12 protein-coding genes are annotated in these 13,545 nt (G+C 62.9%); 4 read left to right on the top strand and 8 right to left on the bottom strand.

Going from position 1 to position 13,545, the window contains the following annotated elements; translation table 11 throughout:
• Nucleotides 1-37: 37 nt before the first annotated feature.
• Nucleotides 38-2,530, bottom strand: a complete 2,493-nt coding sequence (gene pcrA, locus ACFQ6H_RS27645; protein WP_378650041.1) for a DNA helicase PcrA — start codon at nt 2,528-2,530, stop codon at nt 38-40.
• Nucleotides 2,531-2,846: 316 nt separating this feature from the next.
• On the opposite strand from pcrA, the gene ACFQ6H_RS27640 reads away from it, so the two are divergent.
• Nucleotides 2,847-3,173, top strand: a complete 327-nt coding sequence (locus ACFQ6H_RS27640) for a chorismate mutase (protein ID WP_019744757.1) — start codon at nt 2,847-2,849, stop codon at nt 3,171-3,173.
• A 74-nt stretch (nt 3,174-3,247) separates the two neighbouring features.
• Here the strand turns inward: ACFQ6H_RS27640 and ACFQ6H_RS27635 are convergent, their stop codons facing one another.
• Nucleotides 3,248-4,702: an NAD-dependent succinate-semialdehyde dehydrogenase gene (locus ACFQ6H_RS27635; RefSeq protein WP_378650039.1), complete on the bottom strand. Its 1,455-nt coding sequence runs from the start codon at nt 4,700-4,702 to the stop codon at nt 3,248-3,250.
• Between the two features lie 92 nt (nt 4,703-4,794).
• Here ACFQ6H_RS27635 and pgi point away from each other — a divergent pair, with 92 nt between their 5' ends.
• Complete coding sequence (gene pgi, locus ACFQ6H_RS27630; protein ID WP_378532595.1) at nt 4,795-6,450, top strand: glucose-6-phosphate isomerase; 1,656 nt, start codon at nt 4,795-4,797, stop codon at nt 6,448-6,450.
• Nucleotides 6,451-6,452: 2 nt separating this feature from the next.
• Here pgi and ACFQ6H_RS27625 read toward each other — a convergent pair whose 3' ends face one another.
• Nucleotides 6,453-7,265: an FAD:protein FMN transferase gene (locus ACFQ6H_RS27625; RefSeq protein ID WP_378650037.1), complete on the bottom strand. Its 813-nt coding sequence runs from the start codon at nt 7,263-7,265 to the stop codon at nt 6,453-6,455.
• Nucleotides 7,266-8,207: 942 nt separating this feature from the next.
• On the opposite strand from ACFQ6H_RS27625, the gene ACFQ6H_RS27620 reads away from it, so the two are divergent.
• Complete coding sequence (locus tag ACFQ6H_RS27620) at nt 8,208-8,651, top strand: helix-turn-helix domain-containing protein (RefSeq protein ID WP_378446399.1); 444 nt, start codon at nt 8,208-8,210, stop codon at nt 8,649-8,651.
• A gap of 12 nt (nt 8,652-8,663) precedes the next feature.
• On the opposite strand, the gene ACFQ6H_RS27615 is transcribed toward ACFQ6H_RS27620, so the two are convergent.
• From ACFQ6H_RS27615 to ACFQ6H_RS27605, 3 genes are read right to left on the bottom strand one after another with little or no spacing between them, the layout of a single operon-like run.
• Complete coding sequence (locus ACFQ6H_RS27615) at nt 8,664-9,482, bottom strand: ABC transporter permease (RefSeq protein WP_378543521.1); 819 nt, start codon at nt 9,480-9,482, stop codon at nt 8,664-8,666.
• Nucleotides 9,442-10,257 carry an ATP-binding cassette domain-containing protein gene (locus tag ACFQ6H_RS27610; protein WP_378650045.1) on the bottom strand — a complete coding sequence of 272 codons (816 nt, stop codon included), beginning with the start codon at nt 10,255-10,257 and terminating at the stop codon, nt 9,442-9,444. The genes ACFQ6H_RS27615 and ACFQ6H_RS27610 overlap by 41 nt, the downstream gene beginning before the upstream one ends.
• A gap of 37 nt (nt 10,258-10,294) precedes the next feature.
• Complete coding sequence (locus ACFQ6H_RS27605) at nt 10,295-10,765, bottom strand: MarR family winged helix-turn-helix transcriptional regulator (protein WP_378543515.1); 471 nt, start codon at nt 10,763-10,765, stop codon at nt 10,295-10,297.
• 123 nt (nt 10,766-10,888) lie between these two features.
• On the opposite strand from ACFQ6H_RS27605, the gene ACFQ6H_RS27600 reads away from it, so the two are divergent.
• A complete protein-coding gene (locus ACFQ6H_RS27600; RefSeq protein WP_378650035.1) occupies nt 10,889-11,392 on the top strand; it encodes a hypothetical protein in 504 nt (167 codons plus the stop codon).
• Between the two features lie 3 nt (nt 11,393-11,395).
• Here the strand turns inward: ACFQ6H_RS27600 and ACFQ6H_RS27595 are convergent, their stop codons facing one another.
• Nucleotides 11,396-12,718, bottom strand: a complete 1,323-nt coding sequence (locus tag ACFQ6H_RS27595; protein WP_378650033.1) for an NAD(P)/FAD-dependent oxidoreductase — start codon at nt 12,716-12,718, stop codon at nt 11,396-11,398.
• Nucleotides 12,718-13,470 carry an SDR family oxidoreductase gene (locus ACFQ6H_RS27590; protein ID WP_378532578.1) on the bottom strand — a complete coding sequence of 251 codons (753 nt, stop codon included), beginning with the start codon at nt 13,468-13,470 and terminating at the stop codon, nt 12,718-12,720. Before ACFQ6H_RS27590 ends, ACFQ6H_RS27595 begins: the two co-directional genes overlap by 1 nt.
• Nucleotides 13,471-13,545: the final 75 nt, after the last annotated feature.

Below are 13,545 nucleotides of genomic sequence, written 5' to 3'. Positions count from 1 at the left end.
CCTGAAAAGGTGCGGGCCGGAAGTTTTTGTCTGCCTTCTACAGCTTGACCATCGGCACACCACCGATGAGCATCAACCGCACCTTGCCCGCGCTACCGAAGTCGATGGTGACCGTCGCGGTGGGTCCGGTGCCCTTGGTTTCGAGAACGGTCCCCAGACCGTACTTGTCGTGACTGACGCGATCACCCGTGGTGAGGACCAGAACGTTGTTGCGGCCACGCGCGGCTCCGAAACTGGGAGTCGACGCAGCCTTGCCTGCCCCACCCCCATAGCCCTGTCCGCCGCCGTAACCCTGGCCGCCCTGGCTGCCGTAGCGGCTTCCGCTGCCGTAACCTGGCCTGCCACTTCCGAATCCACCACCGGTACCCGGATCCTCGCGGCGCCAGTTGATCAGGTCCTCCGGGATCTCCTGGATGAACCGTGACGCCGGGTTCTGGATCGGTTGCCCCCATGCCGAACGCATGATCGCGCGCGTCAGGTACAGGCGCTGCCTGGCTCGGGTGATGCCGACGTAGGCGAGTCGACGCTCTTCGGACAGCTCTGCAGGATCGCCGAGGGCGCGCATGTGCGGGAACTGTCCGTCCTCCCAGCCGGTGACGAAGACGACCGGGAACTCGAGGCCCTTGGCGGTGTGAAGCGTCATCATGGTCACAACGCCGTCGTCGGAGTCCGGTAGTTGATCGGCGTCGGCGACAAGCGATACGCGTTCGAGGAACGCGGCGAGCGAACCCGGATCGGGTTCACCTTCGCGCATGGCTGCCGTTTCCTCGTCGTCCGGATCTATCAGCCCCGCTACGTTTCGTGCGTCGGAACTGAATTCTCTTGCCACGCTGACGAGTTCGTTCAAGTTGTCGAGCCGAGCGCCGTCCTGCGGATCGCTGCTCGCAGCGAGTTCGGCGCGATAGCCGGTTCGCTCGAGCACCGCCTCGGCGACCTCGCCGATGTCACCGAGCTCGAAGGGTTCGTCCTCGTCGGCCGCTGCTGTCGGCAGCAGGGCCCGCAGTCCGTCCATCATCTCGAGGAACGACGCGATGGCCTTCTGTGAACGCGTATTGAGCAGCGCCACTTTGCCTTCCGCGCCGTCGCGCAGTGCGGCGGCGAAGCTGATGTTGCGGTGCTCGGAGTGCACGGCGACGCAGGCTTCGGCTCGATCACCGATACCGCGTCGTGGTGTGTTGAGAATGCGTCGCAGGCTCACGGTGTCGTCCTCGTTGGCGAGGACGCGCAGGTACGCGACGATGTCCCGAACTTCCTTGCGTTCGTAGAAGCGAACGCCGCCGACCACCTTGTACGGCACACCGAGTCGGATGAAGATTTCCTCGAGCGCACGTGAGGAGTTGTTGGTCCGGTAGAAGACCGCGATGTCGGCGAATTTGGTCTCGCCCTGGTCCACCAGGCGATCGATCTCCGAGGCGACGAACGATGCTTCGTCGTGCTCGTTGTCTGCAACGTAACCGACGATCAGTTCGCCCTCACCGGAATCGGTCCACAGGCGCTTTTCTCGTCGTCCGGTGTTCTTGGAGATCACGGAGTTGGCCGCCGAGAGGATGTTCTGCGTCGAACGGTAGTTCTGTTCGAGCAGGATGGTTCGGGCGTCCGGGTAGTCGCGTTCGAACTCTTCGATGTTGCGGATGGTGGCTCCGCGGAATGCGTAGATCGACTGATCGGCGTCACCGACGACACACAGCTCGGCCGGGGCAACCGCGTGGTCGGACCCGCCGGCACCGCCGACCAGTTCACGCACCAGCATGTACTGCGCGTGGTTGGTGTCCTGGTACTCGTCGACGAGCACGTGACGGAAGCGGCGACGGTAGTACTCGGCGATCTGCGGAAACGCCTGCAAGAGCGCAACGGTCTCGCCGATGAGGTCGTCGAAGTCGAGTGCGTTCGCAGCACGCAGTCGCTGTTGGTAGTGGCCGTAGACCTTGGCGATCAGTCGCGGCAGTTCCGCCGGATCCTGATCGGCCGCGACAACCGCTTCTTCCGGTCCGACGAGTTCGTTCTTGAGGTTGGAGATGTGCGTGGCGAGAAGCCGCGCGGAGAATCGTTTGGTGTCGAGCTCGAGGTCCTTCGAGATCATCGTCAGCAGTCGACGCGAGTCGTCGGAATCGTAGATCGAGAAATTCGAGTTGAGACCGGGCAGGAGCGCCGCCTGTGCCCGCAGGATGCGAACACAACTCGAGTGGAACGTCGATACCCACATGGCGTTTGCGCGCGGTCCGACAAGCGCGGCCACACGCTCACGCATCTCGGCTGCAGCCTTGTTGGTGAAGGTGATGGCCAGGATCTGGCCGGGAGTGACGCCCCGTTCGGCCAGCAGATAGGCGATGCGACGCGTCAGCACTGCCGTCTTGCCCGAGCCGGCACCCGCGACGATCAGCAACGGCGAACCGGTATGGACCACAGCCTCGCGTTGCTGCGGGTTGAGTCCCTCGAGGAGGGCGTCCGAACCCGCGTCGTGTCCCCGCGCGCCGCCCCCGTCGTGATGGGAATGTCCGTCGTGCTCACCGAGTGCTGGGTACGTGTTCATCGCCTGTCCACGCTACCGGCGTCCACCGACACGGTCGTCAGTGCGTCCACCTGCTGGTAGAGGCACTTGGATTCCTTGTGTCGAACATGGCAAACTGGACGCTATGTTCAGCATTTCCGTTCGCGACAACGCGGCCGACCCCGTCGGTCCGCTGTGGCGTTACTTTACGTGCCCCGGACCTCGGTGCACGTGATCTGAACAGCTCACCCGCCCCTGGTCCGAATCGGATCCGGGGCATTTTCGTCAGTGTGCCTGGATCGGTAACGACCCGAGCCGAGACCACGATCCACGCAGTAGGAAGAGGAGACGAATAGCAATGAGCACCCAGGCTGCAGCACCCAATGGAAATACTGTAAATACTGTAAATACTGCTCCGACGGACGTCGAGATCCCCCAGAGTGAGGCGGAGATCGACGAACTACGGAAAGAAATCGACCGTCTCGACGCCGAGATCCTCGCGGCCATCAAACGCCGCTCCGAGGTCTCCCAGATCATCGGCCGCACCCGGATGGCATCGGGTGGTCCGCGTCTGGTGCACAGCCGGGAGATGAAGGTCCTCGAACGGTTCAACGAGCTCGGCCAGGAAGGCCATACCCTCGCGATGCTGCTCCTGCGTCTGGGCCGAGGACGCCTGGGCCACTAGCGCACACGCCGATCATTCGCGAACGGCCACATCGGATGCCTCTGGCAGCCCCGATGTGGCCGTTCGCGTGTGTATCAGCTCTCGAGCGCGATGTACTTCGTGTCGAGGTACTCCTCGATCCCCTCGGTCCCGCCCTCGCGGCCGAATCCGGATTCCTTCACACCACCGAACGGCGCTGCCGCGTCCGAGATCACTCCGCGGTTGACGCCGATCATTCCTGATTCCAGAGCGTCGGAAACGCGAAGTGCACGATCGAGATCCTTCGTGAAGATGTATGCGGCCAATCCGAATTCGGTGTCGTTGGCGGCCGCGATTCCCTCGTCTTCGGTGTCGAAACCGGTGATTGCGGCGACGGGCCCGAACACTTCTTCCTTCAGAATCCGTGCGCTCGCCGGAACGTCGGCCAGCACCGTGGCGGGATAGAAGTACCCTTCACCACCTGGCGCTTCGCCGCCCAGTCGCACCTTTGCCCCGGCGTCCACCGCGTCTGCGACCAGCTCTGCGACAGTGTCGAGCTGATCCTGGTTGATCAACGGCCCGAGCTTGGTCTCCGGGTCGCTCCCCGGTCCCATCGTGAATGCCGCCATCTTCTCGGTCAGTTTGGTCGTGAACTCTTCACGCACCGCGTTGGCGACGTGGAAGCGGTTGGCGGCAGTGCAGGCTTCGCCCCCGTTGCGGAGCTTGGCCAGGACCGCGCCTTCGACGGCCTTGTCGACGTCCGCGTCGTCGAACACGACGAAGGGCGCGTTGCCACCCAGTTCCATCGACGTGCGGAGCAAGCGCTTCGCGGACTTCTCCACGAGCATCTTGCCGACGCCGGTGGACCCGGTGAAGGTGAGCTTGCGCAGTCGCGGGTCGTCGATGAGCGGGCCGGTCACTTCACCGGATTTCGACGTCGGCAACACCGAGAGGACACCGTCCGGCAGCCCTGCCTCGGCCATGAGCTGGGCGAGCAGCAGCATCGTCAACGGGGTCTCCGAGGCGGGCTTGACGATGATCGTGCATCCGGCAGCCAAGGCCGGTCCGATCTTCCGGGTGCCCATCGCCAACGGGAAGTTCCAGGGCGTGATGGCCAGACACGGTCCCACCGGCGCCTTCGTGACGAGGATCCGTCCGTTGCCCGCCGGCGCCGGTGTGTAGCGCCCGCCGATGCGAACGGCCTCCTCGCTGAACCACCGGAAGAACTCCGCCCCGTACTTCACCTCGGCGCGGCTTTCGGCGAGCGCCTTACCCATTTCGAGGGTCATCAGCAGCGCCACGTCCTCGGCGCGCTCGGTGATCTTCTCGAAGACGGCTCGCAGGATTTCCCCACGCTCGCGCGCAGGTGTGCTCGCCCACTTCGGCGAGACCGCCACTGCTTCGTCGAGGGCGCGCAGCGCGTCCGCTGGGCTCGCATCGGCGACATCGGTCAACGGTTTCCCGGTCGCCGGATCCGACACCGGAAAGGTCGCGTTGTTCTCCGCGGGCACGAACCGGCCGCCGACGAACAACTGGGTGGGAACTGATCGAATGAATTCGAATGTGTCCATAAGTTCCATGATGCTCGCCGCAGGCGCGTACGTCTGCGGGTGAGTAAGACTCGCGAGGAAGTTTCCAGCCCGTGCCACTAAAGTCGATGATCGTGAGCACTGATATCACCGGAACCTCAGCCTGGCAGAAACTGCGCGCTCATTACGCCGACATCGAAGGCGTTCACCTGCGAGAACTCTTCCAGGACGATCCAGCCCGAGGGCGAGAGCTGACGATCGACGCCGGTGATCTTCACATCGACTACAGCAAGCATCGTGTCAGCCGCGAGACTCTCACGCTGCTCGTAGACCTTGCCCGCGAGGCCGGCGTCGAAGCACGACGCGACGCGATGTTCGCGGGTGATCACATCAACACCTCTGAAGACCGCGCCGTGCTGCACACAGCGCTGCGTCTGCCGAAGGATTCTGCTCTGACCGTCGACGGTCAGGACGTCGTCGCGGACGTTCACGAGGTTCTGGACGCGATGGGCGCGTTCGCGGATCGCGTGCGCAGTGGCGAGTGGACCGGCGCCACCGGCAAGCGCATCCGCACCATCGTCAACATCGGTATCGGCGGTTCCGACCTCGGGCCCGTGATGGTCTATCGCGCGCTACGGCATTACGCCGACGCCGGAATCAGCGTCCGGTTCGTCTCCAACATCGACCCTGTCGATCTGGTCGGGCAGCTCGACGACCTCGATCCGGAGACGACGCTCTTCATCGTCGCGTCCAAGACCTTCTCCACCCTCGAGACGCTCACCAACGCGACTGCGGCAAAGCGTTGGCTGTTCGCCGGCCTGGGCAGCGAAGACGTCTCCGCCGTAGCCAAGCATTTCGTCGCAGTCTCCACCCACGGTGACCGCGTGGCGGAGTTCGGCATCGACACCGCGAACATGTTCGGTTTCTGGGATTGGGTCGGCGGGCGCTACTCGGTCGACTCGGCGATCGGCTTGTCGGTCATGTGCGCCGTCGGACCTGTCCGTTTTGCGGAGTTCCTCGACGGTTTCCACCAGATCGACACGCATTTCCGAAACCAACCGCTCGAGCAGAACGCGCCGGTACTCCTCGGTCTCATCGGGCTCTGGTACTCCAACTTCTTCGGAGCTCAGTCCCGCGCAGTTCTGCCGTACTCCAACGATTTGTTGCGCTTTCCCGCGTACCTGCAGCAGCTGACCATGGAATCCAACGGCAAGTCGGTGCGCGCCGACGGCTCACCGGTAACCACGTCCACCGGTGAGATCTTCTGGGGCGAGCCTGGAACCAACGGGCAGCACGCGTTCTATCAGCTCCTGCATCAGGGCACCTGGCTCGTGCCTGCCGATTTCATCGGGTTCGCGGAATCCACCGACGATCTGCCGACGGCGGACGGCACGGGATCCATGCACGATCTGCTCATGAGTAACTTCTTCGCTCAGACCAAGGTTCTCGCGTTCGGCAAGACGGCCGAAGAGATCGCGTCGGAGGGCACGGCACCAGAGTTGGTGCCGCACAAGGTGATGCCAGGCAACCGGCCTTCGAGCACCATCTTGGCGAAGGAATTGACACCCTCGGTGGTCGGTCAGTTGATCGCCCTCTACGAGCACCAGGTATTTGTCGAAGGTGCCGTATGGGGTGTCAATCCGTTCGATCAGTGGGGCGTCGAACTCGGCAAGACGCAGGCACTGGAACTTGGGCCTGCACTGTCCTCCGAAAAGGCACCCGGCGACCTCGGCGACACATCTACCGATGCTCTGGTGCAGTGGTACCGCAAGGAGCGCGGACGGGCCTGACTTCACGCGGCGGCTGGGCCGAACCAACTCTCCGTTGTGTACACACGCCCGGATCGGTCGACGAGCCGAGCGCGAAGCTCTTGCTGTTCAACCCATTTGATGGCACTGATACCTCGGATCAATGCTGCTTCGCTCGCGGCGTACGCCCACACTGCGTCATCCGCGATCACCGAGACTTGCGCCCACTCCGTGGAGGGTCGCTCCTGGTTGGATTCCCAGGAGGGCAGCTCTACCGCCCGCGCCGTCGCCATCGCGGTTCCGTTGATCAACTCGACTTCTTCGCTGCCCGGCACCGGAATCTGCCAGCCTCCGGCAGGCGCATGGCCGGCAGTGGCGATCACGTCGCCGATCCGCACGGCAACACCACATTGCAATTCGGCAGCGACGATCTGCGCGGCGCGATCGACTGTGTCCGCCTTGGCAACTCCGGTGATGTCGAATGACGCACCCCACGGCGCGTACACCACGTCACCGTCGAGTTGGACGTCCTCGAACGTCGGGGTGGGGTGCACCGGAGGGATGGATTCGTCCTCGGAGTAGTTGTCGGCAAGCGGATTGACTGCACCGCCGGTCATGCGGGCCGCCCACAGCGCGGAGCGCAGCAGAGCCGACATACGTCGTGTCACTTTGACCGGAGTTCCCTGAGCGAGATTGACGGCGTGGATCTCGGCGTCGCCCCGGCGAAGGTCGCACACTGTCTCGGTCTCGTCGATGGCAGCTGCGATCAACGCGTGCGCAGTGGGCAGCGCAGCGCCCTCGGTGACATCCACCTCCACGGCGGAATCCCACATCGCCCACTTCTCGACACTGACCATGCCAGTCCTGCCCTTCAAACACCGCGTTGTAACCAGTATGCGCCGGTCAGCAAGCCCCGTGCCATAAGCCGCTGATCAGGGTCGAGGCAAGCGTGGTGCACGGCGTGCAGCGTTTCGGCAGCCGAGACAGGAACGGGACAGCGACGAATCGGAAGACCTGTGCGACAGAATTGCCGCGCGTCACTCTCACCCGCTGTACCGCCCTGACTGGCGTCTCGCTGCAACGCACGCCGACCACTACAGACGCAACAGGCAATTCCGACTCGAAAGATGCAGAGGCGATCCTCGACGTGTCCTTACGGGGTGCTGCGTCACGAGACCCGTGCGTCGTCGCCGAAGGCTGCCGAAAAATGTCCGGGCACAGGCCGACGGCGCCGACGGCACCGTATGAAATAGTGGCGAGCGACGAGATGTATTGCGCTCCAACATCGGTGACATACCGATCGGCCGCTTTTCGGAAAGCAACGACTTCGATCGGACCCACTGGGAACACCTGACCGACAGGTCGACTCGGCCGACCGCCCACTCGCGAATGACAAAAAGTGCGCGCCCGTTACTGCTCGCGGGCGTCGACTCGATCACCAAGTGAGGACGGCGCGCCAACTTCCGCGAAATGCAGCGACCGTCGCCTGCCGGCGGTTCGCGCACGTTACAGGCAGGGCCGTCATGCATCGACCCTCATGGATAGGACCGGCCGAAAGAACCTGCAGCGCAACGGGGTAACCACCGCCATTTTGCTTATACGCCACCCCCGCGCCACTTGGCAAAACGAACGGTCAGTACGCGGTGTAAATCACATACTTTGCAAAGTCTTTGGAATGTCGCCGCACCAAATATCCGCAGGTGAAAGGACTTTCGACCGGAGTCCAGAATAACCGTGTCGTCTACTATGTGAAAACTGCGAAGTAGCTGTGACGCTGGGTCACGCTCGAGGGAGGAATTGTGACCGATTCATTCAAGGACCGCTTGAACGCCTTGTACCCGGCCACAGCCCCTAGACTCACCAACGCACAAGTTGTGGAAGCTCTTTCACAACGAGGATGCAAGATTTCGACACCGTACCTCTCGCAACTCCGCAGTGGTGTGCGCACAAATCCGTCCGAGCAAGTCGTTTTGGCATTGGCCGATTACTTCGGCGTTGCCGCCGAGTACTTCTTCGGTCCGACGCCTCGTCACGATCCCGAACTGATTCCGGAAGAAGACCGTTCGGTTGTCGAAGAGTTCCACGACAGCGAATTACGTTCTCTGGCCATAAAAGCGGTTGATCTCTCCCCCGAATCGCAAGATTTACTCTCGTCCATTGCGGAGAAACTTCGCTCGTCCGAAGGACTCCCGGCCGTCCCCCCGGATTGCAGCACGTACACCCCACCGTTCACGCGCGACTAGTCGTGGTGAAGGTCAGCGAGTCAACCGGCCCAATAGTGCCGAGGCGGTGACGATTCCGAGCAGCGCTGCCCCGATCAGCACGCCGAAGTCGACGGCGTAATCGGTCGGCATTCCGATGAGCAGACCCCGCAGCGCTGACACCTCGTAGCTTAGCGGGTTGATGCGGCTGAGCCACTGAACCCACGTCGGCATGAGTTCGACTGGGTACAGCGCGTTGGAGGCAAAGAACAGTGGCATGGTGATTGCCTGCCCGATGCCCATCAATCGATCTCGTTTCAGCACGATTCCCGCGATCGCGACCGACAGGCAGGCAAAAAACGCGGAGCCCAGGACAACGACGACCACGACTCCGAGCAGTTTGAGCGGGTTCCACGTCATACTCACGCCCAACAGTGCCGCCACGATGACGACCACCACTGCCTGCGCGACAGCGCGGATACCGGCGGCAAATGCCTTACCGGTCACCAATGCGGCGCGCGGCGTCGGCGTGACCATCAATTTGGTGAGGACCCCCGCGTCACGCTCCCAGATGATCTGGATTCCGTAGAAGATTGCAACAAAAAGTGCGGACTGAGCAATGATGCCCGGTGCAAGAAAGTCGAGATAGGGAACGTCGCCGGTCGGAATCGCTCGGATATGACTGAACGTCTGACCGAAGATCACCAACCAGAGAATCGGCTGGATTGCGCGCGTGACCAATTCAGATCGGTCGTGCCGCAACTTCTGCACTTCCACGAGGCAAAATGTGTAAATCCTCGACAGCAATCGTGCAGGACCGCTGGTTGTGGGATCAGCCCAAGCGGCGCGCTGTGCGACGGGCAGTGCGGACATCGCGGAGACCTCCTGACTTGTCGCCGGTGAGATCGTCGCCGGTGTAATGGCGGAACACTTCTTCGAGAGTGAAATCCGGTCCCAGTTCGGAGGCCAACGCCCTCGGCTCGCCCACTGCGCGAAGTTCACCGTGATGCATCAACGCAACACGATCACACAACTCGTCGGCTTCTTCCATGTAATGCGTAGTGAGCAGCACGGTCATGCCGTACAGCTTCTGCATCTCTGCCACTCGCTGCCAGACGGATTCGCGGGCAATGGGATCCAACCCCACCGTCGGTTCGTCGAGCACCAGCAGCGACGGTCGGTTCACCAGAGCCTGCGCAAGTTCGAGCCGTCGCACCATACCGCCGGAGAAACTCGACGCGAGACGATCCGCCGAATCGAGTAGATCCACCATCTCGAGCGCCTGGTCGACGCGCTCGCGTCGTTCGGACCGCGGAACGTCGTACAGCCTCGCGAACCAGGTCACGTTCTCGCGTGCGGTCAATGCACTTTCGATCGAGAGCTGCTGTGGCACGTACCCGAGACAGCGCCGAATGGTCATCGCTTCGCTGCGAACGGATCGACCGAGAATTCGAATGTCACCATCCTGCAGTGGAAGCAGGGTGTTGAGCATCCTGATCGTCGTCGTCTTTCCTGCACCGTTGGGACCCAACAGGCCGAAGCATTCCCCCGCGTTGATGACCAGACTCAAGTTGTCCACCGCGCGATGATCGCCGAAATTGTATGTTACCGAGTCGATCTCGACCGCGGGCGCGCCAGGGTCAGGCATGTGTGCCGCTCGGCTCTTCCACCACTGTGTCAGCATCTCACTGCCCCTCGCCTTCTGATCCGGCTGCTGCCAGAGCGCTCGCCAATCGAGACAGGGCCGGTAGCGCAGCCTCGATACTCGTCCTGTCTTCTGCGGTCAGACTCGACAATGCCTGACCGACAATCACACTCCGTCGATCACGCCATACTTCGACGCGGGCGCGCGCCTCGTCCGAGAGCACCAAACGCGCGACGCGTCGATCGGCCTCGTCGGCGACGCGTTCGATCACTCCCTCGTCGACCAGCTGACGAACCAAGGTGGACACCGTATTTGCCGCGACACCCAATCGCCCGGCAGCCTCGGCCACGGACAGGCCCGGGTTGCGTCGTAGCAACCTGACGAGTTCGATCTGGGCGCCGCCGAGCGGTCGTTCCGCAAACGGCCGCCCCGACGCCTTCCTGGTGCCCCGGCGCAATTGACCGAGCGTCTCCAGGACGTCATCCGCAAAGCCTGATCCGGTTTCATCCACAACCTCACAATAGCTCTGCAACAGAGCTATTGTCGAGGGATCGATCACCCGCGTTTTCGGCTCGTCCGCAACGGGTATCCCCGATTGCTTGTCCCGAGCACTCCCGCCCAGAACGGAGACGTCATGCGCAGACAGTGGTTGTTCGCGACGGTTGCGAGTACCGCCCTCGTCCTCACCGGGTGCTCGCCCGACGCCCTCGATTCCGGGGACAGCGCGGACAACGTCACCGCCATCTCGACGTCGCTGTCTCCACCTGCCGCTGCCGATGCTCCCTTGCTGAAGACCGCCGACTCCCCGCTCGGGACGATCGCCGTCGACGGCGAGGGCATGACGGTCTACGTCTACAACCCGGACGAGGAGAACTCCCAAGCCGGCGCGTGTGACGAAGCGTGCCTGCGCTACTGGCCGGCGGTCACCTCGGTTTCCGATTCACCGATCGTCGAGGGCATTGACGCCGCAATCGGCACCGTCGACGGGCCGGAAGGATCGTTCCAGATCACCGTCAACGGCAAGCCCGTCTATCGGTACCTCGACGACAAGGTTCCCGGCGACATGCTCGGACAGAGCATCGGCAGCCTGTGGTGGATGATCGACGCCACCGGAAACCCCGTGTTCACAACGGAGTAGCCCTCAGTTGTACGGCTGCCGAGCGGTTTCCGGATCACCGTACGTGATTGCCCGTTCCCGACGAGTTTTCGACGCCAAGGTTGCACCCCAGTTCAGCACCGTGCTGGCGCGGTTGCGGAACCCGGCGAGAAACGCGATGTGGATGATTCCCCAGGACACCCATCCGATGAACCCGGACAACTGAACCGGCCCTGCCTGAAGCAACGCGTGGCGACGCGAAATGTACGCCGCAGTTCCAAGATCGCGGTACTTGAAAGGCTTTCGGTTGGGTACGCCGTTTTCGACTGTGGCCGCGATCCTGGCCCCGGCGTGCCGCCCGCCCTGCATCGCAACCTCGGCCACCCCGGCAAGCTTGTCACGAGACATGAGGTCGCCGACCACGTAGACGTTCGGGTGACCGGGGACGGTCAGATCGGCTTCCACTTCGATGCGGCCACCGCCGACCTGCTTCACACCCAGTGCTGTGGCCAGGGCCTCGGCGAATGGCACTGCCTCGACGCCCGCAGTCCACAGAATCGTTCGAGTCTCGTACTGCTGCTTCTCTTTTGTCTTCTTGTCCGTCGTCTCGATGCTGGTCTCGCACACGTCGGTGACGTGCACACCGAGGTGAGTCTCGACGCCTATCCCGTCGAGAGTGCGTTTGGCTGCGGCCGAGAGCTTGCGACTGAACGAGGGCAACACACGATCGTCCCCGTGGAAAAGCAGCACCCGAGCCTCGTCCGGGTCGATGGACCGGAACTCGTTGGTCAGCGCGTGCATCGCCAATTCACGGATCTGCCCGGCTAATTCGACACCGGTCGGCCCGCCGCCCGCCACGGCGAAGGTCAGCCACGGTCGACGCTCCTCCGCCGTCGGGAGCGATTCGGCCATCTCGAACGCGGCAATGAGACTGCGTCTGATCGCCAGAGCGTCGTCGAGGGTTTTCATCCCCGGCGCCCATTGGATGAACTCGTCCTGACCGTGGTACGACTGCCGCATTCCGGCCGCCACGATCAGGTAGTCGTACGGCAATTCGAAGGTCGACCCGTCGAAGCGGCTGGCCGTCAGTATCCCGGCGTCCGCGTCCACCGACTTTGCCTCGCCCAGAACGACGTTCGTGTTCTTGTTGTCCTCGAGGAGATGTCGCAGCGGACTTGCGATCTGCCCTTCGGAGAGCAGGCCGGTGGCGCACTGGTAGAGCAGCGGCTGGAAAACATGGCTGGTTCCCCGGTCGATCAGAACTACCTCGACGTCGGCCTTCTTGAGTCGTCTCGCCGCGTACAGGCCACCGAAGCCGCCACCGACGATCACTACCCGGGGCTTGCCGTTCGAGATGTGGATGCTCATCAGACAAACCTCGCTGTCACGGAGTTGGGCAGGAATCGTAAGGCTGCATCTATCCCCTGCCACTTGAGGCCGGGCAACGCCGCCCGTGTGGTTTCCTTCTCGATGGCGTCGACCATCGCGCTGACGCCTTCGTCCAAACTGGCCATGAGCGCAGCATCGTCGCCGGCGCCGGCAGACATGTCGGTCTTGATGAAGCCGGGCAGCAGCGTGGTGACCCGAATGGGTGTGCGCGACAACTCGATACTGAGCGCCTCCCCCAGAGCCGCTACCCCTGCCTTGCTCGCCGAGTAGGCCGCCTTCGGCCCGGGTAGTCCCCGATCCGCGCTGATCGAGGACACGAGAACCAGGTGTCCGGCGTCCTGTGCGCGGAAGATCTCGAGCGCAGCTTCACACTGCGAAAGCGCACCGACAAAATTCGTCTGCGCTGTTGCGAGATTCGCGTGCGCTTTGCCGGTACCGATCTTCGCGCCCTTGCCGAGCCCGGCATTGACGATCACCCGGTCCAGACCGCCCAGCTCGTCGCGAAGCTCGCCGAAAACTCGGACGACGGAATCGTGTTCGGTCACATCGAGTTCGCGCACTGCAACGCTGATCGACGGGTACTGGGCCACCAACTCCTCGCGAAGTGCGTCGAGGCGATCCGTCCGCCGGGCACACAGCGCGAGATCGCGACCTGCTGCGGCAAATCTCCTGGCCATCTCCTCCCCGAGACCCGAACTGGCACCCGTGATCAAAATCTTCTGCCGCGTCATGGGTGCAACTGTAGCCACCATCGAGCTCTCGTACCCGGCAGTAACCGAGCGAACTCGGACCGATCCGGCATACCG

Source organism: Rhodococcus sp. NPDC056506, from assembly GCF_042794945.1.
Classification (GTDB): domain Bacteria; phylum Actinomycetota; class Actinomycetes; order Mycobacteriales; family Mycobacteriaceae; genus Rhodococcus_F.
Note: the sequence above shows the minus strand (reverse complement) of the source record. Positions and strands in the feature narration are given on the sequence as shown.